This window comes from Cryobacterium mannosilyticum (assembly GCF_004402705.1).
Taxonomy (GTDB): domain Bacteria; phylum Actinomycetota; class Actinomycetes; order Actinomycetales; family Microbacteriaceae; genus Cryobacterium; species Cryobacterium mannosilyticum.
Genome location: NZ_SOFM01000043.1, coordinates 106,940 through 125,763, shown reverse-complemented (window position 1 = coordinate 125,763; position 18,824 = coordinate 106,940). Strand labels below are relative to the sequence as shown.

Here is an 18,824-nt window from a genome sequence, read left to right as displayed (position 1 = left end):
TCAGTGGGGGTAGACTTGGATAGGCGCGGCCAGCGGCCCGGCCTGGCCGAGGGTGAAGGATGACACCAGCCCGGCCCCGGAATAGCCGACCGAGGCGACGGTCGTTCGGCCGCCGGAGACGAGGTAGCGGGCGGATGCCGTCAGCGGCAGCGTTCCTGACTCACCGGCCGGCACGGTCACCGTGACCGGCTGGCCCGTCTCGGGGGTCGCGGTGTAGGTGGCGTCCTCGTCGGCGGTGTTCACGAGGTGGAGCGCCGGGCCGGGTCCGGGGGCGACGGCGACGAGGAAGTCGTCGTCGAGCGTTCCGGAGGCCGAGAACCAGGCGAAGTCCTTGCCGGCGGTTCCGACCGAGGACGCCTGGGCCGCGGCCACTATCGGCTGGTCCGACCGGAGTTCGACCGAGTAGGCACCTGGTATGAGTCCGACCAGCGGAACCTCCGTGGCGATTCCGGGCTGGATCTCGACCTGCAGCGAGGACCCGCCAGGTTTGCCCTCTTCGCTTTCGATTCCGACCTGTTGTCCGCCCGCACCCACCACGCCCAGCTCCACGGTGGCGGCGGTGTCGCCGGGGACGAGAATCCGCACAGACGGGGTGTCCTCGGCGATCCCCGTGCTGTCCGTCGCCGCAACCGCCGCCTGCGTGGTGATGAGCAGGCCTGCGATCCGCTGGGTGAGCCCCGGCACGGCCGACGACCCCACGATTTCGGCGCCGCCTGGTTCGAGGCCCCGGACCACGCTCTGCTCGAGGGCCGCGGCAACCTGGCCGCCGTGAGAGGAGACGTGGACGACCGGGGAACGGAGGTTCGGGGCCAGTCCGGCGAGGGAGACGATCCGCTGTGCGCCGGGCTGGACCAGGATCCCGGTCGACCCGGGCGCGTTCACCAGGCCGGCCTCGCCGTAGACCGCCAGGTCGACGGCCGCGACGACGGTGCTGGGATTGCTGAGCAGGACAAGACTGGTGCGGCCCACATCGGTGGACCCGCCGACAAGCCAGGCATCGCTGACGGCTTCGGCGCAGGCAGCGACGGCGAGGCCGGCGAGCGAATCGGTCGCCGCGGTCTGGGACTGGCTGGCCCCGACGAGCGGAACCGTGGTCGCCCCATCCTGCACGGGCACCCGAACCAGGCGCGGTGCGCCGTCCACGTCGCTCTTCGCGTTATCGGGTGCCGCGAGCTCCGTGGACGACGGACGGATCCAGTCGGATCCGGCCGAGGTCGCGTTGGCGCCGAACTCGGCATCCGCCGGGCCGACGGACGTGGCGGCCTGGGCCTGGCTCGAGTCCTCGGCGAGGGTCAGCAGGGGGCCGGGGCAGACCCGCTGCTGTTCCGTCGGCACTGGCGCGACGAGAACGGATGCCGGAGCCCTATCGAGCGTCGGCCACGGCACGACCGCCGCGGCGCCGACGACGACGACCGCGACGGCCAGACCCACCGTGCCGGCCAGTGCCCGGGCCCCGAAGAGGGCGACCCTACGTCTACTTGGCATCGTCATCCTCCTCCAGGGGGGTCGTCGGTTCGGCCGGGGGTTCGTCGGCCGGGCGCTCGTCGGCCGGGGGTTCGTCGGCCGCGCGTTCGTCGGCGGGGGCGTCATCGGCGAGGATGGCGTCGGTATCGGCCACATCGACAGCGGTTTCGTCGGCTGGTTTCCCGGCGTCGGTCACGGCGGGCGCCTTCGCCTTCGCTGCCCGTTTCAGTTCCCGGGCGTCTGCCTTCTTCGTGCGTGCGTCGGCCCTGGCCGTCTGCCGGATCGCGTCCCGGTTCGCCTGGCGCACGGCCTCCGGGCCCGCGCCGGTTGGAATCGAGAGCAGCACTGTCGCTCCGATGACGACGGCCGCGACCAGCGCGAAGACCAGGCCGAGAAGGCCGCCGGCGTTGCGGGGGATCTCGCCTGCGGCACCGGGCACGGCCGCGGCGTCATGCCGCCAGAGCCGGCCGAAGGCGGTATCGCCCACCGGGACGAGGGCAGCGTCACCGTCCAGCGCGGTCGTCGAGCGCCCGGCCGTCTCGAGCGCGGCGGAGCTGGCCGGGGCCGCGCTGCCCGGTCCGGTCGGCACGACCGCTGCCGGGCGCAGGAGCACGAAGCGGATGCCGAAGTCGGCCAGTCCGCCGGCGGCATCCAGCCCGCTGCGGGAGGCAAGGTTGCCGGCCAGGGTCGCCAGGTCCCGTTCGGAGGCGGAGAGGGAGCCGTCGGTGCTGCTCAGGGTCGCCTGGTGGTCCAGGGTGGCGCCGTCACCGCGAACGATGGTGGCCAGGATGCCGCCGTCCGGCTGGGGCACGATCTGCAGGGTGCCGACCCGGGCATCCGTTCGGGCCTCGGCCGCGACGAATGCCGGCTGGGTCCTGTCGGTGCCTTCCTGCACGACGCTGGTGCCGAGCGGCAGGGCCGCGATCAGGGGGGCCGCCACGATCACCAGGGCGATGACCGCGCTGACCGCCGGCGCGATCGAGAACCGCGGCATGCTGCGAAGCGCGAACACGACCGCGCCGACGAGACCGAGCCAGGCCAGGCTGAGTCCGGCTCCCGGCCAGACGTTCACCGACTGGGATCCAACCGAGGAGAGGAACAGGTGGGTGGAGGCGACAGCGGTGCCGAGGCCGAGCAACACGGCCAGGAACGCGAAGCTGGCGCCCCGCGCGCCGGGAAGGAACAGCGAGACGGCCGCGAGCAGGGCCAGCGGGATGAGCAGCACCGGAACAAGGATGGACGCGTGGACACCGGGCAGTCCGAGCATCTCGAGCAGGGGGGTCCAGCCGCCGAGCTCACCGGTCGGGAAGCCGAGCAGGAGCTGCCAGACGGAGACGGCGGCGCTCGGCACCGGCGCCCCGGGGTCGGCGATCAGTGCGAGCCAGTTGCCGCGCAGGCCCTGGTCCCAGATCAGGGGTGCGGCCAGGGCGAGCGCGGGCAGGGGGATGCCGAGGTAGCGCATGACCGCTCGGCCGCTGGCCAGGATGGACACCAGCCAGGCCACGATCAGGGCGGGGGCCAGCGACGGCGCGCAGGCGACGATCGCGGCGAACAACAGCGCGGCCGAGGCGGACGCCGACCAGGACCGGGCGGCCGCGTAGCCGGCGAAGAACAGCCACGGGAGGAGCAGGTGCACGAGAATCGCGGCGGGGCGGCCCGCCGCGAGGGCGCTGAGGAACGTCGGGGCGAGGATCCACAGCGCGGCGGCGACGGCCCGGATCGAGGCCCGGTGCGAGAGACGGCTTGCCGCGAGCCAGGCGCCGAGCGCCGCCACCGGCAGGGCGAGGAAGTACACCAGGACGAGCGCGAAGGAGGGTGACCAGAAGGTGAGCGAGCCGAGGATCGCCAGGACAGCCGCGAACGGGTCTGCCGCGCCGACGAAACCGAGTCCGATGTCCCGCCAGCCGTAGCCGACGGCAGCCCACAACCCGGCGGGGGTGCCCGACAACGGCAGCAGCCCACCGCCGGTGAGGGTGCGGGCCCCGAGCAGGGGGGCCAGGATGGCGACCCCGGCAACAGCCGCGGCGATCACCGTCCAGGCTCCGCCGCCTGCGAAGAACCGGATCTCGGGCCGGTCGCCCCTCGCCCCGGTGAGGCTGGTCTCCCGTTTGAGCGCGTGCCGGCGGCGCACCTCGGCCGAGGACACTCTCAGGCTGGCGATCGAGCCCCAGCCCAGCGTGCGGGTCGCGGCGAAACGGCGCCGCGCGGCGGAGACCCGGATCCCGCTGAAGGCCGCGGCGAACGCGGCCGAGAACTCGCCGAGGACGGCGCCGGGTTCCTTCTGCAACAGCTGTCCCACGGACCGGAACAACGCCAGGGGGACCAGACCGAGCCAGTGCACCGGGATCATCCAGCCCTGGGAATAGACGAGGCGGCGGTGGAGCTGGGCGGCGCGCACGGCGCGGACGCGTTTGCGGCGTGCCCGGCCGCGTGAGGACCCGCTGGGGCCGGCCACACCGTCGCCGGCGGACGCGATGCGTGCGGCGGCCACCACGGAGACGCGGTACCCGGCCATCCGCACGCGCACGCAGAAGTCGAGGGAGTCATCTGCCGAGGGCAGTGCCGGGTCGAAGCCGCCGAGGCGTTCCCAGACGGTGTGGCGCACGAGCATCCCCCCGGCGCTGACGGCGAGCACGTCGCTCATGCCGTCGTGCTGCCCCTGGTCCAGTTCGCTTTCGACGAGGGTCACGGTCGCGCCGCCGGGTGTCATCGACTGCCCGAATTCGTGGATGTAGTCGCGGACGTGCCAGTCCATCACCTTGGGGCCGGCCACGGCCACCGAGGGGGCGATCTCGAGCTCACCGAGCATCGCGGCGAGGGCGCCCGGCTCGGGGGCGCTGTCCTGGGCCAGGAGCCAGAGCATCTCGCCGTCGGATTCGGGAGGCGCCGTCACGCGCACCGCGGCGGCGATGGCCTCCCCGAAGGTGAGGTCGGAGTCGGCGGAGATGAAATGAGTCGGGCCGTAGGCAGCCAGCAGCGCGGCGCTGTTGTCCGTGGATCCGCAGTCAACGGTGATGACGACGTCGGGCTGACGTGTCTGCCGGCTCAGCGCCTCGAGGGTTGTCTCGAGGTGCTCTGAGCCGTTTCGGGCAACAAGGATGGCGGTGACTCTGGCATGCATATCGGTCACAGCCTAGGTTGGTCCGCGCCGAACGTCGCGGAAGCGCTGGGGCGCGCCTGAAATCCGCCGCCCGGATGGGTCGACGTCGGAGGGGGCGAAGCGGGGAACCCTGGTGCCGCGCGGGGCGCCGACCGGGACGGCCGCGCCGCGCGCCGGGTCAGCTGGCGCGTTTGCGCAGTTTGCGCCGTTCGCGTTCGGAGAGGCCACCCCAGATGCCGAAGCGTTCGTCGTTCGCGAGCGCGTACTGCAGGCATTGGGTCTTCACCTCGCAGGAGGAGCAGATCTTCTTCGCATCGCGGGTGGAGCCACCCTTCTCAGGGAAGAACGCCTCAGGGTCGGTCTGCGCGCACAGCGAATCCGACTGCCACGACAACGGATCGCCGTCGCCGGTTTCCTTGCGAACTCCGGGGACACCCAAACGAACCGGGTCAATGAACCAGTCCTCAGGAACCCCGGAACGATACTCAGACTGCGTCATATCGTCTCCCACCCCACTGCAAAAATGTGCCCGAATTACCCGTCAGCCCTAATTACAGCCGTGTAATTCCCTGCCGTCAAGTCGCAGATCCTAAACCCTCAATATTGGCTGGAGAGTTTCGACTCGCCGATTCGCGAGATTGGGTCAGATGTGCGGGGCGGATGCCGCCTGCCGGGACGCCCAGGCGCTGCCCACCATGTCTTCGAGGCTGTGCCGCATCTCCCAGTCGAGGTCCCGGGCGGCAAGCTCGCCCGACGCGACGATCCGGTCCGGGTCGCCGGGCCGGCGAGGGCCGATCACCGGCGTGAACTCGATCCCGGTCACGGCGGAGACGGTCGACATGATCTGGCCCACCGACACGCCATCGCCGCTGCCGAGGTTGTACAGCGGGAGGATCGGCTGACCGGCATCCAGCCGCCTGGCCGCAGCAACGTGGGACACGGCGAGGTCGGCCACGTGGATGTAGTCGCGAACACAGGTGCCGTCGGGTGTGGCGTAGTCCTTGCCGTTGATGCTCGGGGTGCGTCCGTCGATCAGGGCGTCGAAGACCAGGGGGAACAGGTTGTGGGGGCTGGTGTCGCGCAGCTCCAGCGCGCCGGAGCCGACCACGTTGAAGTAGCGCAGTGAGGTGTGCGTGAGCCCGGCCGCGATGCCCTGGTCTCGCAGTAGCCACTCGCCGATCAGCTTGGACTCGCCATAGGGCGACTCGGGGCTCTTCGGTGTGTCCTCGGTGACGAGGTCGGTGTGCGGGGTGCCGTAGACGGCGGCACTGGAGGAGAACACCATCCGGTTGACTCCGGATTCCTGCATCGCCGCGAGGAGGGTGGCCGTCGCGGTCACATTCTGCCGATAGGTGTGCAGCGGGCGCTGCACCGAGACGCCGGCGTACTTGAACCCGGCGACGTGCACGACACCGGTGACGTCGTGTTCGGCGAAGGTGCGCATCAGGAGGTCGCCGTCCAGGATGTCGCCCTGGACGAACGGAACCGAATCCGGCACGAACTCCGCGTGCCCGCTGGAGAGGTCGTCCACGACGACGACGTCGATCCCCTCGGCGAGGAAGGCACGCACGATGTGCGAACCGATATAGCCGGCGCCGCCGGTGACAAGCCAAGCCATCTGAACCTCGCAGAATCGTGCGTCAACCCTGCATTGCCGCGCGTCCAGCCTAGCCTCAGCCCTGCCGCATCTCCGGTCCCCGGTTCCGATCCGCGAGTTCCGGCCGGCCCAGCCCGTCGTTGCCGAGACCGAGAATGGTGGCGACGACGCCCCAGACGACGAGCAACACGATGGCCATAGTGAGGATGATCATGGCAGAAATTCTACGTATTGTGTTTTCCTGCCGCCAGTGGCAGGATTGCCACGAATCGTCGGATTCCTGCCATCCGCCCGTCCGGCTCCACGCTCGTCCTTTTCGAAAAGGGAATACTCATGCTCAGCAAGGTCGTCTGCGTCACCATGCCGGGAATGGCGCCGTTCGAGTTCGGCGTCATCTGCGAGGTCTTCGGGATCGACCGGAGCGAGCACGGCGGTCCCGTCTTCGACTTCCACGTCACGGCCGCCGAGCCCGGGCCGGTGCGCACGAAGCTCGGCTTCGACATCGTGGTCACCGAAGGCCTCGCCGCGGCAGACGACGCCGATCTGGTCGCCATCCCGGCCTACCAGGAGGGCGCCGGCATCCACCCCGACATCCTTCGGGTCGTACGCGAGGCGGAGGCTCGCGGAGCGTGGGTGCTCAGCGTCTGCAGCGGGGCGTTCGTGCTGGGGGCGGCGGGCATCCTCGACGGCAGGCGCAGCACCACCCACTGGATGTACACCGACGCCCTGGCCCGGGCCTATCCGCAGACCGAGGTCGACCCCGACGTTCTGTTCGTGGAGGACCGGAAGGTCGTCACGGGCGCCGGGACCGCGGCCGGCATCGACGCCGCCCTGCACATCGTGCGCAAGGAGCTCGGCGCCGCGGCTGCGAACATCATTGCCCGGCGCATGGTCGTGCCGCCGCAGCGCGACGGCGGGCAGTCCCAGTTCATTCAGGCCCCGGTCACCGAGTGCCCGAGCGACTCGTTCGCCGCGGTCACCGAGTGGATGCTGCACAACCTCGATCGGGAACTCACCGTCGACAGCCTGGCCCGCCGGTCCCTGATGTCACCGCGCACGTTCGCCCGCCGGTTCCGCGCCGAGTTGGGCACGACGCCGACCGCGTGGCTGAACCGCCAGCGCCTGCTCCGAGCCCAGCAGTTGCTCGAGGAGACCTCGCGCAGCCTCGAGGAGGTGGCCGCGGACACCGGTTTCGGGGCCGCGGCGGTGATGCGGCACCACTTCGTCAAGGTGCTCCAGACCACCCCGACGGCGTACCGTCGCACGTTCGGCGGCAGCCGCGTCGGCTGACCCGGCCGGGCGCGGCATCCGTTTCGCCCCGTGCCCGTCGAATTCGACGGTAATTTTGCGCAAATCACGGTTTTTTCCGGATATCTGACAGCAAAACGGCAAAAAGTCCGTCGAATTTGACCGGCTGGCACCGCTCGGGAGGACAGCGTCTGCAGGTCAGGGGGCGTCGACGTCGGCCGGGCGGGGCGGGCGTGAGGCCGGGCGGGGCTGCATGCGCCAGGGGAAGGCCGGGAATTCCGTCTGCTTCGCCAGCCGGTAATCGTCGGCGAGGGCATTGGCCATGGCCGCTGCGCAGAGCTGCCATTTGCGGCGGAACAGAGGATAGCTGAACCGCAGGACACGCCCGTTCTTGCCCGCCACGAGGATGTCGCGTTCGCGGTCGACGGCGAAGGCCTCCGGGTTGTCGTGCCAATTCGCACCATCGACCTCGACGAAGACCGACGGCCCGATTTGGCCGTCCAGGAAACCGACACCCGCGACAAAAGGCTGGGGAACGAACGGGATTCCGGCCTCGAGCGCGAGAAGACGGAATTCCGTCTCGCCGCCTGAACCCGCACGCCCATCGACCTGCGAGCGCCAGGCCTGAACCCGTTGAGGGGCGCGGGCGAAGATCTCGTCGAGATCCGACTCCACGATCCCGGCACCACCCTCCTCCCTGCTGTGCAGTGCCGCGTCAAGACACACTATCGACGTGACCCGGTCGTGGTTTTCCAGCACATGCACGAGCGCATCGATCACGCTCGTTCGCCACCGGAATGACGCGTGCCGATCGGTCGCGGCATCATTCCAGGTCACGCGATATCGGTGACCGTCTGCTCGATCAAACGGCGCCCGCATGTCAGTGGGCCTTCGCAGTCCGCGGGCGGCATCGGGCACCGTGACGTGGATCTTTCTGGTCTCCGGGGTCCAGATTCCCCAGGTGCTCAGGCAACTCAACCCGGCCAGGCGGCCGCCGATCCTGAATGCCTCCGCGGCGAACCGTGGCGCGGAGGGGACCGAGTACCACCCCTTGCGAATCCGAAGGATCGTCCCTTGATTCACCGCGCGGCGAAGATCCCGATCCGACCAGCCCCTCGACAGCAGCACGGCCCGCTTGACGAACAAACCGAGTTCGGCGATGTCCTTCGGCAGCGAGCGCATGCCGGGCAGCATCGCACTGACGGGTCAGCCGGCCGACGACATCCGTCGTTGTGTGGATGCCCCGCGGTTTCCACACCTGCGGTGGAGAAGCTACGCGCGCATCCACTGCTCCCCAACTCGTCTCGGGCACGTCAAATTCGACGGAGATTTTGCCGAGAATGGCCCGAAACCCGGCATTTCCGGACTCAAACGGCAAAAAGTCCGTCGAATTCGACGGGCGACGGGCGACCGGCGGGCGCGGGTCAGGGGGTGGTGGCCAGGAACACGTCGCCGGAGCCGGCGAAGGTCAGGGTGCCCTCGTCCGGCGTGATGTAGACCGATTCGCCGCGTTTGAGGGTGACGGATGACGTCGCCCCGGCCACGAGGAATCCGCCGGCCGTGCAGATGGCGATACCGGGTCCCGTCAGCGTGAACTGACGCATCGGAACGCCGGCGGCGGCATCCGCTCCCGCCTCCGCCTCGATGTGCACCAGGGCGAAGTCGTCCACGGCCGGGCGGTATTCGGCCACGCCTGGGCTGTGGGACACGGGGGCGAGGTAGGGCACGGGCAGCGACGTGAACTCGAGCACGTCGAGCAGTTCGTCGACGTCGATGTGCTTGGGGGTGAGACCGCCGCGCAGCACATTGTCTGAGGCCGCCATCAGTTCGACCCCGAGGCCGGAGAGATAGGCGTGGATGTTGCCGGCCGGCAGGTAGAGCACCTCGCCGCGGCGCAGCGACACCCGGTTGGTGAGTAGGGAGATGACGATGCCCGGGTCGCCCGGATAGGCGACGGCCAGCTTGCGCACGGTGTCCAGCTCGAGCGGGAACTCCAAGATGGCGCCGCCGTGAGACAGGCCGACCGCGCTGCCTGCGAGGGCGACGACGCGTTCGACCAGCCAGGCGACCTCGCCGCTGTCTTCCCCGCGCCCGTCGCGCAGCAGCCAGTCGACGGTGTCGCGGAGGGCCTCCGGGCCGAGCAGACGCTGTTCGAGGGCGTCCAGGGCGCCGGGCTGCGGGTCGTCGCTCGCCACGTCGAGGGCGCGGAACTCGCCGAGGATTCGCCGGATCTCCACCGGCTCCCGGAAGCCGCAGAGAGCCTCGAAGCTCTCGCTCAGGGCGAAGATGACCTCGGGCTTGTGGAAGGGGTCACGGTAGTTGCGGTCCGCGGCGTCGACCGGGATTCCGGCCTCGTTCTCCAGGGCGAAGCCCGAACGGGCACGTTCCATGGTGGGGTGCGCCTGCAGGGAGAGCGGGCTCGCCGCGGCCAGGATCTTCATCAGGAACGGTAGCCGGGGTGCTCCGCCTGAGGCGCGCGCCGGGGCCTCGCCGAGGGCGGCCTCCGGGGCTGCGGCGATCCACTCGGTGAGCGTGGCGCAGCCGCCGACCTGCTCCGGGTCGGTGATGACCGACGGTGAGCCGGGGTGGGCGCCCAGCCACAGTTCGGCCTCCGGTTTGCCGGAGGGGGCGTGCCCGAGCAGGCCCGCGATCGCGGTAGTGGAGCCCCAGGCGTAGTTCCGGGGTGAATTGGCGATGCCCACAAACATGCTGGCTCCTGTACTACTCGGTTTAGACCAAACTACCAAGCGCTTTCGGCCGACCCAGACCCGCCACCTAGGCTGGCGGGAATTCGCCGATCGCCGCACGCGAGGCCGTCGCACCCTGCAATGGAGCACCCAATGACTTTCGAGCCACTCGCCAGTGACGTCTACGGCTATGAGAACCTGCTCAGCGACCCGGAGAAGGCGGCCCTGACCAGGCTGCGCGCCTACCTCGAATCGGACGTCAGGCCGATCGCGAACGGATGCTGGGAGCGCGCCGAGTTCCCGGAGGAGGTCATCCGGCCGCTGGCCGAACTCGGCGCGTACTCCTTCGGCTGGCCGGAGACACGGCCGTTTCCGAACTCGGCCGTGTTCCGCGGCTTCGTGGCGCTGGAAATCGCCCGGGTGGACGCATCCGTCGCCACCTTCGTCGGCGTGCAGAACGGGCTGGCCTGCGGCACCATCTCTACGACCGGGTCGCAGGAGCAGCGCGACGAATGGCTGCCCCGGCTGGCCTCCGGCGAGATCGTCGGCGCGTTCGGGCTGACGGAGCCGCTCTCCGGCTCCGACGCGGCGCAGGGCCTGCGCACCACGGCAACCCGCGACGGCGACGTCTGGCTGCTGAACGGGGCCAAGCGCTGGATCGGCAATGCGACCTTCTCGGACATCACCATCATCTGGGCGAAGGACACCGCGGACGGGCAGGTCAAGGGTTTCATCGTGCACACGGACGCCCCCGGCTACACGGCCACCAAGATCGAGGGCAAGATCAGCCTCCGAGCCGTGCAGAACGCCGACATCACCCTCGACAACGTCGTGGTGCCCGAACGCAACCGGCTGCAGAACGCCAACTCGTTCAAGGACGCCGCGAAGGTGCTGCGCCTGACCCGGGCCGAGGTGTCCTGGGCCGCAGTGGGCACGGCGATGGGAGCCTACGAGGCCGCCGTGGCGTATTCGAAGGAGCGCGAGCAGTTCGGCAAGCCGATCGGCGGGCACCAGCTGGTGCAGGACCTGCTCGTGAAGTCGCTCGGCAACATCACGGCGAGCCTGGCCATGGTGGTGCGGGTCTCGCAGATGCAGGACGAGGGCAGCCAGCGCGACGAGCACTCCGCGCTGGCCAAGCTCTACACGACGGCGAGGATGCGCGAGACGGTCGCCTGGTGCCGGGAACTCTTCGGCGGCAACGGGATCGTGCTCTCCTACGACGTCGCCCGCTTCTTCTCCGATGCGGAGGCGATCTACTCATACGAGGGCACCCAGGAGATGAACACCCTGATCGTCGGTCGCACGATCACCGGCCAGGCCGCCTTCGTCTAGCGCCGCCCGCCGCTAATGCCCGTCCAGCGCCCGGTGGTCGGGCTGGGCGGTCAGGCGAGGGTGAGGAACAGCTTCTCGAGCTCGTCCACGGTGAGGGTGTTCTCCGCGCCCGGGTTGTCGAGGCACTCGCGCATGGCCGTGGACACGATCACGAAGCCCGCGCGGTCGAGGGCGCTCGACACCGCGGCGAGCTGGGTGACGACATCCTTGCAGCTGCCGCCGGCCTCGACGGCTGTGATGACCGCCGCGAGCTGGCCCTGGGCCCGGCGGAGGCGGTTGATGATCTTCTTCTGCTGGGCCGTGTCGTCGGTCGTCATGGTCACGCCTTTCGTTCGATGGGAAGCCCGGCCTGCCGCCAGGAGGTCATGCCGCCGGAGACGTTGACGGCGTCGACGCCCTGGTCGGCCAGGAACGCCGTCGCCTGGGCGCTGCGCCCGCCGACCGCGCAGACCAGGTAGACCGGCCCCTGGCGGGGAACCTCGTCGACGCGCTGCACCAGTTCGCCGAGCGGGATGTGGGTGACGCCGGCGATGTGGCCGTCGGCGTATTCGAACGGCTCGCGCACGTCGATCACGACGGGAGCGGGAAGCGCGGACAGGTCGGCGACGGTGATCTCGTTCATGCCGGGATCCTTTCGGGAACGGGGGCGGGAGCGGGGGTGAGGGTGGAGACGCCGGCGGTCCAGGTGCGGTAGCCGCCGTCGAGGTTCCGAACGTCGAAACCGTTCTGGCTCAGGATACGGGCGGCGGTGTGCCCGCGCTGCCCGACCTGGCAGTGCACGACGAGCGGGGCATCCGGCAATTCGGCCAGGCGCTCCCTGAGGTCGTCCAGCGGCACGTTCACGGCGCCCGGGATGCTGCCCGCGGCGAATTCGCCGCTGGTGCGCACGTCGATCAGCACGGCACCGTCCTCCAGCGCCGATTCCAGTTCGTGCCACTGCAGGTTCCGGGTCGAGCCGGTCGCGAGGTTGTCGGCGACGTAGCCGAGCTGGTTGATCGGGTCCTTGGCCGATGCGTACTGCGGCGCGTAGGCCAGCTCGAGCCGGGTCAGGGCGGATGCCGTGATCCCGCCGGCCATCGCGGTGGCCAGGATGTCGATCCGCTTGTCCACCCCGCTGCCGCCGACGATCTGGGCGCCGAGGATGGCGTCCGTCTCGGAGTCGATGAGCAGCTTGATCGACATGGTCTCGGCCCCCGGGTAATAGGTGGCGTGGCTGGCCGGGTGGGTGTGCGCGATCCGGTGCGGTCTCGCCTCGGCGACGAGGCGCCGCTCGCTCCAGCCGACCATGGCCACGGTGATGCCGAACACGCCGACGATGGCGGCGCCGAACGCGGGGGCGGCCGAGGCGGGAGTGCCGGCGATGCTGTCGGCGGATGCGCGCCCGTGGCGGTTGGCCAGCCCGGCCATCGCGATCCGGGTGGGCTGGGCGTTGATCGCGTCGACCTTCTCCACCCCGTCGCCGACCGCGTAGATCGAGGGGTCGCTGGTCCGCTGGGTGTCGTCCACCCAGATCCCGCCGCTCTCGCCGATCCGGAGCCCGGCCTGCTCGGCCAGGGAGGTGTCCGGTCGCACGCCGGTGGCCTCGATCAGGAAGTCGGCCGCGACGTCGGTGTCGTCGCTGAGCTGCACCCGGCCGCCGAAGGTGCCCTTCACCGCGGTGCCGAGGCGCACGTCCACGCCCTTCGCCCGCAGCGCGTCGAGCACGGGGGCCGCCATTTCGGCGTCGAGCGGGCCGAGGATCTGGGGGCCGAACTCGACCGCGGTCACGGCGACGCCGCGCAGCACGAGGTTCTCGACGGCCTCGAGGCCGATGAAACCGGCGCCGATGACGACGGCGGAGACCGGGCTGGCAGCGGCGTCGAGGATCGCGGTGATCCGGTCGACGTCATCGACCGTGCGCAGGGTGTGCACGGGAATGTCGGAGTGGGCCAGCACGCTGCGCGTGGTTGCCCCGGCGGCGAGGATCAGCCGGTCATAGCTCTCGGAGGCTTCCTCCCCGGTGAGCGTGTCGCGCACGAAGACCGTCTTCGACTCGCGATCGATCCGGGTCACCTCGTGGTCGATCCGCACGTCCAGGCGGAACCGGCTGGCGAGGGACTCCGGCGTCTGCAGCAGCAGGTCGCCCCGGTCACGGATGACGCCGCCCACGTAATAGGGCAACCCACAGTTCGCGAACGAGACGTAGCGTCCCCGCTCGAATACGATGATCTCGGCCGCCTCGTCCAGCCGGCGCAACCGCGTCGCCGCCGACATTCCACCCGCGACTCCGCCCACGATTACTGTTTTCATAGCCTCACTATACCCCATGGGGTATCAAAATCCGTGGTCGGTTCCCGTCCGCCGGTCGAGCCGGTCGAATTCGACGGTAATTCTGCCCGAATCGGCTCAAAACCGGCCCGAGAGGCGCCAAAACGCCAAAATCTCCGTCGAATTTGACAGCAAGCCGCGGGCAATGGCGGTCTGGGCGACCCGCTCGGCCACCAGCGCGGATGAGAGCGCGCCGCCCTGAGCGGTTCTCAACGGATGCCCCACTAGCCTTAGACACATGCCCGCCGTCCAGAGCCGATTCGTCGTTCGCACCTTCGCGACCCTGGTCTTCTTCACGCTCTTCGCCGGGCAGTTCTGGCGCAGCCTGTTCGGCTGGTGGGGCTTCGGCGCGATCGCCCTCGTCATGCTCGCCGGCAGCATCGTCGGGCTGGTGCGCCTGAAGCCCGACTGGAACTGGACCCGGTTCCCGAAATCCGTCGGAGCCTTCCTCCTGCTGGCGACCCTGTCACTGGCCTGGTCGAATTACCTGGGTGCCTCCCTGATCGGGGTGACCCTGCAGTGGGCCACCACGGTCGCCGCGGTCTTCCTCGCGCTCTGCCTGAGCTGGGTCGAACTGCTCCGCGCCCTCGGCGGCGCCCTGCGCTGGGTGCTCGCCCTGTCCCTCGTCTTCGAGGCTGTCGTCGCCGTGTTCATCCGGCACCCGGTGCTCCCGTTCTGGGTCGACTACGGCACCGAGAAGGTGCCGCAGGCGTTCTACTGGTCCCGCGCCCTGCTCCTGCACGGCGGCCCGATCGAGGGAATCCTCGCCAACCGCAACCTGCTCGGCTTCGTCGCCCTGCTCGCCGTGATCGTCTTCGCCGTGCAACTCGCGGCGGGCACCGTGCGCCGGGGCTGGGGCATTGCCTGGCTGGCCCTCGCCGTGCTCATGCTCGCGCTCACCCGGTCGGCGACCGTGTCGCTGGCGGCCGGGGCCGTCACGGTCGTGCTCGTCTTCGCGCTGTGGACGAGACATCGCGGACCGCACCGGCGTCGTCCGGTCTATCTGGCGGCTGCGGCATCCGTCGTCGCCGCCGGCGCTGCCGTGGCCGCCTTCACCCCGCAGCTGCTCGCGGTATTCGGCAAGAGTCCCGACGTCACCGGCCGGATCGACATCTGGCGCGGCGTGATCGAGGCCGCAAGCGAACGCCCCGTCTTCGGCTGGGGCTGGGTCAGCTACTGGGCCCCCTGGGCCGAGCCGTTCAAGGGCCTGGCCGAGCGCAAGGGCGTCGTCTATCTGCAGGCGCACGACGCCTGGCTCGACGTGTGGCTGCAGCTCGGCATCGTCGGCCTGGTCGTGTTCGCGGCGCTCGTGCTGTCGACGCTGTGGCGGTCCTGGTTCCTCGCGGTCGACCGGCCCCGCCGTGGGATCGCCGACACCGAACCGTATGCGGCGTCCGCCCTGCTGCCGCTGCTGCTGCTGGCCGCCCTCCTCGCCCAGAGCGTGGCGGAGAGCCGGATGCTGATCGAGTCGGGTTGGGTGCTCCTGGTGGTGCTCGCGATCGTCACGAAGCGCCAGCAGGCCTCAGCCCTGCCGATGCCGTAGACGGTAGCGTGGGAAGCCCATGATCCCGAACATCCCCGGCCGCCAGGTCTCGCCCCGGCTCGTGCGTTTCCTCGGGGCGCCGCGGTTCGCCGCCTCGCTGACCCTGCTGATCATCGGGGTTGCCTTCTCCACCCACCTCATCCGGGGCGTGATGGGCTGGCCCGGACTGGTCGGAGCGCTGGTCACCCTCGTCGCTCTCGCCGTGGCGTCCCTGGTCGCCCGCCGGGAGCGCACCGACTGGCACGGGCTCCTTCCGATCTCGATCATGGTCTTCGTCGGCTGGTGCGCCGTCTCGGTGCTCTGGTCGGGCTATGCGCCCGACACCGTGCGCGGGGTGCTCTACCAGCTCGTCTTCACCTTCCTGGCCATCTATGTGGCCCTGGCCCGCGACACGATCCAGATCGTGCGGGCGACGGGCGACGTGCTGCGGGTGCTGCTCGGGCTCTCCCTCGCCCTCGAGGTGCTGTCCGGGCTGCTGCTCGACCTGCCGATCGTGTTCCTCGGCATCCAGGGCAACATCGCCCAGCTCGGGCCGGTGCAGGGCGTCTTCGGCTCCCGCAACGTCTTCGGCCTGGTCTCCCTCATCGCCGGGGTCACCTTCATCGTCGAGGTGCGCGCCCGGTCGGTGCGCCGCGGCGTCGGGATCGGGTCGATCGCGCTCGCCGGCTTCGGCCTGCTGCTCACCCGCTCCCCCGTCATCCTCGTCGTCGCCCTCTTCGTCGGGCTGGCGGCGCTGGCGCTCTATTGGCTGCGCCGCACGCCGGTGGAGAACCGTTGGATGCTGCAGATCGGTCTGCTCGGCACCACCGCGGTTGTCGGAATCGTCGCGTTCGTCGCCAGAGCCCGGCTCATCGACGGGCTCAACGCCGGCAGCGAGTTCGGGGTCCGGTACTCGCTCTGGAGCGAGATGTGGCGCCTGGTCGGCCTGCACCCGCTCGAGGGCTGGGGCTGGGCCGGACTCTGGCCGACCGGCGTGACGCCCTACGGCTGGCTCGACTTCGTCACCAGGCGCGACCAGACCTCCGGGCTCAACGCGTTCCTCGACGTGTACTTCCAGGTCGGCCTGGTCGGCTTCCTGTCGTTCCTGGCCCTGGTCGGGCTGGCGTTCTGGCGCTCCTGGTTGCTCGCGTCGAACAAGCGAACGCTCGTCTACGTCTGGTCACCGCTGGTGCTGGTGATCCTCATCGTCACGTCGGCCGCGGAGAGCACGGCGCTGATCGAGTTCGGCTGGCTGCTGCTGCTGATTTGCGCCCTCAAGGCGGCCCAGGGCAAGAGCTGGCGCAGCCTGCTCCGGCCCAGCCCGCGCAACCTCATCGGTTGACCGGCGCCGACACGCTCAGACGGGCTGGACCAGGTCCCGGAGCACGTCCTGCAGGCCCAGCCCAAACCGGGTGTAGTCCCCGGCGCGCAGCGCCCGCAGCACCGGCCGCACCCGCCGGGCTCGCGCCGCCGGCAACCCGCTGCGCATCCGCTCATGGGCCAGCTTGGCGTCGATCCTCTGCAGGGTCTCCGCCGTCGGCGCCGGCACGAAGCCTCCGGCGCGTTCCCGCAGGTCAACGGCCCGCGCGAGCAGCCGCGCATTCCGTGCGCGGCGGGATGCCGTGAGCCGGCCCAGCCGGCCGGAAGCGTCCAGACTCGACGCGCCGATCTGGTTGCCCGCGTGCTGGCGGTAATCCACGAGCGCCTCGTCGAGCAGGTCCATCTCCCCGCTGGCGGCGGCGACCATGGCCAGCCATTCGTCGTGCACCCACGATGCCGGGAACGGGCGGGCTCGCCCGACGAGCTCGCGGCGCACGACCATGGTCGCGCCCGTGACGACGTTGCGACGCAGCAGCGCGTCGATCCCCCGGCCGCTGCGCACCGCATCGCGATCTGCCGCCGACACTCCCAGCGTGTCCAGGAGGGTGGCTCCGAGCGGGAGGCCGTCGGCGTCGACGAGTCGGGCATCCGTGTGCAGCAGTTGCAGGCTCGGCCGGCCCTGGAATGCCGCAACGACCCGGCCCAGCCGATCGGGGTGCCAGACGTCGTCCTGGTCGCTGAGCGCGATGAGGTCGCCCGTGCACGCCGACAGCGCCTGCTCGAAGTTGGCGGTGACCCCCAGCGGCGCGTCGTTGCGGAGAACTCGCAACGCCACCACCAACCCCGGGTGCAGAGCCTGCCACGCGCCGAAGACGCTGAGCACGAGCTCAGCGGAACCGTCGCTCGAGCCGTCGTCGGAGACCACGATCTCGGTCGGCGGCAGGGATTGGTCGAGGATGCTGCGGAGCTGCTCCTCGAGGAAGGCCGCCCCGTTGTAGGTGCACAGGGCGACGGAGACGCTCGGGCCCATGATTAGCGCCGTTTCAGACCGACCGACAGCACCCCGAGGAACATCCCGCCCATCACGGTCTGGGACCCCAGCATCATCAGCAGCGCCGACGGGATCGCGACCCGGATGGTCGCACCCGCCTCCAGGGCGCCGTAGCCGCCGGCCGCCCACCCGATCAGCTGGGAAAGCGCGATCCCCAGTCCGACCAGGAAGAGGATCAGGCCGAAGACGGCCCCGCTCTCGAGGCTGATCCGCCGCTCGAGCCGTTCGAAGTTGCGGCTGCGTGGAATCCGGAAGCCCTCGTGCTGGGCGTAGATCTTGGTGAGCAGCGCGAACAAGAAGGCCTGGTAGCCGACCACGGCGAGCGCGGCCAGGTAGATCTGGCTGGAGTAGGTGAACCCCACCTCGCCGACGACGACGGGCCCGAAGGCGAGCAGCACGGTGCCGAGGAAGCCGATCAGGAAGGCGAGGCTGCCGGGGATCAGGAAGAGCCAGCGCGGGCTGAAGATGAGCAGAAAACGGAGGTGCCGCCATCCGTCACGCCAGCTGCGGAGGTGTGGCGGTCGGCTGCGGCCGTCTTTCTTCAAGGTCGTCGGCACTTCGCTGACCCGGGATCCGCCGAGGGTGGACTTCACGACCATCTCGCTGGCGAACTCCATCCCGGTGGTCTGCAGGTGCAGGGCGAGCATCGACTGCCGGTTGAATCCGCGCAGGCCGCAGTGGAAGTCCTTGATCGGCGAGCGGAACAGCGTGCGGCCGATCCAGGACAGCACGGGGTTGCCGAGGTATTTGTGCAGCGGCGGCATGGCGCCGGGCTCGATGCCGCCGCGGAACCGGTTGCCCATCACGAGTTCGTCGCCGGCGCGGAGGCGTTCGACGAATCCGTCGAGGGCGCTGAAGTCGTAGCTGTCGTCGGCGTCGCCCATGATGACGTAGGTGCCCTTGGCCGCTTCGATGCCGCCGATCAGCGCGCTGCCGTAGCCCTTCTCCGCCACGGCGACGACGCGCGCGCCGTGCGCCTCGGCGATCTCCTGCGACCCGTCGGTGCTGCCGTTGTCGGCGATCAGCACCTCGCCGGCGATGCCGCTTCGCCGCAGGTAGTCCTGCGCCTTGTCGATGCAGACGGCCAGTGTTTCGGCCTCGTTCAGACAGGGCATCAGGATCGAAAGTTCGAGTGTTTCGGTGAGTGACATGCGTGCAGCGAGTCCCGTCATTGTTGGTGCGGCCCCCTCATCGTA

At 70.0% G+C, this 18,824-nt stretch carries 16 protein-coding genes; 4 read left to right on the top strand and 12 right to left on the bottom strand.

Annotation, left to right across the window (positions count from 1 at the left end; all coding sequences use genetic code 11):
- From E3O32_RS13975 to E3O32_RS17325, 5 genes are all read right to left on the bottom strand, one after another.
- Nucleotides 1–1,485 (bottom strand): DUF5719 family protein, encoded by a 1,485-nt coding sequence (locus E3O32_RS13975; protein WP_134510429.1) that lies wholly within the window; start codon nt 1,483–1,485, stop codon nt 1–3.
- Complete coding sequence (locus E3O32_RS13970; RefSeq protein ID WP_134510428.1) at nt 1,475–4,585, bottom strand: glycosyltransferase; 3,111 nt, start codon at nt 4,583–4,585, stop codon at nt 1,475–1,477. The genes E3O32_RS13975 and E3O32_RS13970 overlap by 11 nt, the downstream gene beginning before the upstream one ends.
- A gap of 157 nt (nt 4,586–4,742) precedes the next feature.
- Nucleotides 4,743–5,063 (bottom strand): WhiB family transcriptional regulator, encoded by a 321-nt coding sequence (locus E3O32_RS13965; RefSeq protein ID WP_134510427.1) that lies wholly within the window; start codon nt 5,061–5,063, stop codon nt 4,743–4,745.
- Nucleotides 5,064–5,207: 144 nt separating this feature from the next.
- Entirely contained in the window at nt 5,208–6,182 is a 975-nt protein-coding gene (gene galE, locus E3O32_RS13960) for a UDP-glucose 4-epimerase GalE (protein ID WP_134510426.1), read from the bottom strand.
- A gap of 55 nt (nt 6,183–6,237) precedes the next feature.
- A complete protein-coding gene (locus E3O32_RS17325) occupies nt 6,238–6,375 on the bottom strand; it encodes a hypothetical protein (RefSeq protein WP_166788743.1) in 138 nt (45 codons plus the stop codon).
- Nucleotides 6,376–6,494: 119 nt separating this feature from the next.
- Here E3O32_RS17325 and E3O32_RS13955 point away from each other — a divergent pair, with 119 nt between their 5' ends.
- The gene (locus E3O32_RS13955; RefSeq protein WP_134510425.1) at nt 6,495–7,451 is read left to right on the top strand and encodes a GlxA family transcriptional regulator; all 957 of its coding nucleotides are present in this window, start codon (nt 6,495–6,497) and stop codon (nt 7,449–7,451) included.
- Nucleotides 7,452–7,607: 156 nt separating this feature from the next.
- On the opposite strand, the gene E3O32_RS13950 is transcribed toward E3O32_RS13955, so the two are convergent.
- Both E3O32_RS13950 and manA read right to left on the bottom strand, forming a co-directional pair.
- Entirely contained in the window at nt 7,608–8,246 is a 639-nt protein-coding gene (locus E3O32_RS13950) for a hypothetical protein (RefSeq protein ID WP_134510424.1), read from the bottom strand.
- Nucleotides 8,247–8,833: 587 nt separating this feature from the next.
- On the bottom strand, nt 8,834–10,117 hold the full coding sequence (gene manA, locus E3O32_RS13945) for a mannose-6-phosphate isomerase, class I (RefSeq protein WP_134510423.1): 1,284 nt from the start codon (nt 10,115–10,117) through the stop codon (nt 8,834–8,836).
- Nucleotides 10,118–10,249: 132 nt separating this feature from the next.
- On the opposite strand from manA, the gene E3O32_RS13940 reads away from it, so the two are divergent.
- Nucleotides 10,250–11,428, top strand: coding sequence for an acyl-CoA dehydrogenase family protein (locus tag E3O32_RS13940; RefSeq protein ID WP_134510422.1), 1,179 nt, complete (start codon nt 10,250–10,252; stop codon nt 11,426–11,428).
- A 50-nt stretch (nt 11,429–11,478) separates the two neighbouring features.
- Here E3O32_RS13940 and E3O32_RS13935 read toward each other — a convergent pair whose 3' ends face one another.
- Genes E3O32_RS13935 through E3O32_RS13925 form a run of 3 tightly spaced genes read right to left on the bottom strand, consistent with a single transcriptional unit; the run spans nt 11,479 to nt 13,717 of the window.
- Nucleotides 11,479–11,745: a metal-sensitive transcriptional regulator gene (locus E3O32_RS13935; protein WP_134510421.1), complete on the bottom strand. Its 267-nt coding sequence runs from the start codon at nt 11,743–11,745 to the stop codon at nt 11,479–11,481.
- 2 nt (nt 11,746–11,747) lie between these two features.
- Nucleotides 11,748–12,050 (bottom strand): rhodanese-like domain-containing protein, encoded by a 303-nt coding sequence (locus tag E3O32_RS13930; RefSeq protein WP_134510420.1) that lies wholly within the window; start codon nt 12,048–12,050, stop codon nt 11,748–11,750.
- On the bottom strand, nt 12,047–13,717 hold the full coding sequence (locus tag E3O32_RS13925; RefSeq protein ID WP_134510419.1) for an FAD-dependent oxidoreductase: 1,671 nt from the start codon (nt 13,715–13,717) through the stop codon (nt 12,047–12,049). The genes E3O32_RS13930 and E3O32_RS13925 overlap by 4 nt, the downstream gene beginning before the upstream one ends.
- 256 nt (nt 13,718–13,973) lie before the next feature.
- On the opposite strand from E3O32_RS13925, the gene E3O32_RS13920 reads away from it, so the two are divergent.
- Nucleotides 13,974–15,278 (top strand): O-antigen ligase family protein, encoded by a 1,305-nt coding sequence (locus E3O32_RS13920; protein WP_134510418.1) that lies wholly within the window; start codon nt 13,974–13,976, stop codon nt 15,276–15,278.
- A gap of 19 nt (nt 15,279–15,297) precedes the next feature.
- The gene (locus E3O32_RS13915; RefSeq protein WP_134510417.1) at nt 15,298–16,599 is read left to right on the top strand and encodes an O-antigen ligase family protein; all 1,302 of its coding nucleotides are present in this window, start codon (nt 15,298–15,300) and stop codon (nt 16,597–16,599) included.
- Between the two features lie 15 nt (nt 16,600–16,614).
- On the opposite strand, the gene E3O32_RS13910 is transcribed toward E3O32_RS13915, so the two are convergent.
- On the bottom strand, nt 16,615–17,607 hold the full coding sequence (locus E3O32_RS13910; RefSeq protein ID WP_134510416.1) for a glycosyltransferase family 2 protein: 993 nt from the start codon (nt 17,605–17,607) through the stop codon (nt 16,615–16,617).
- 2 nt (nt 17,608–17,609) lie between these two features.
- A complete protein-coding gene (locus E3O32_RS13905; RefSeq protein ID WP_241974964.1) occupies nt 17,610–18,779 on the bottom strand; it encodes a glycosyltransferase family 2 protein in 1,170 nt (389 codons plus the stop codon).
- Nucleotides 18,780–18,824 lie beyond the last annotated feature (45 nt).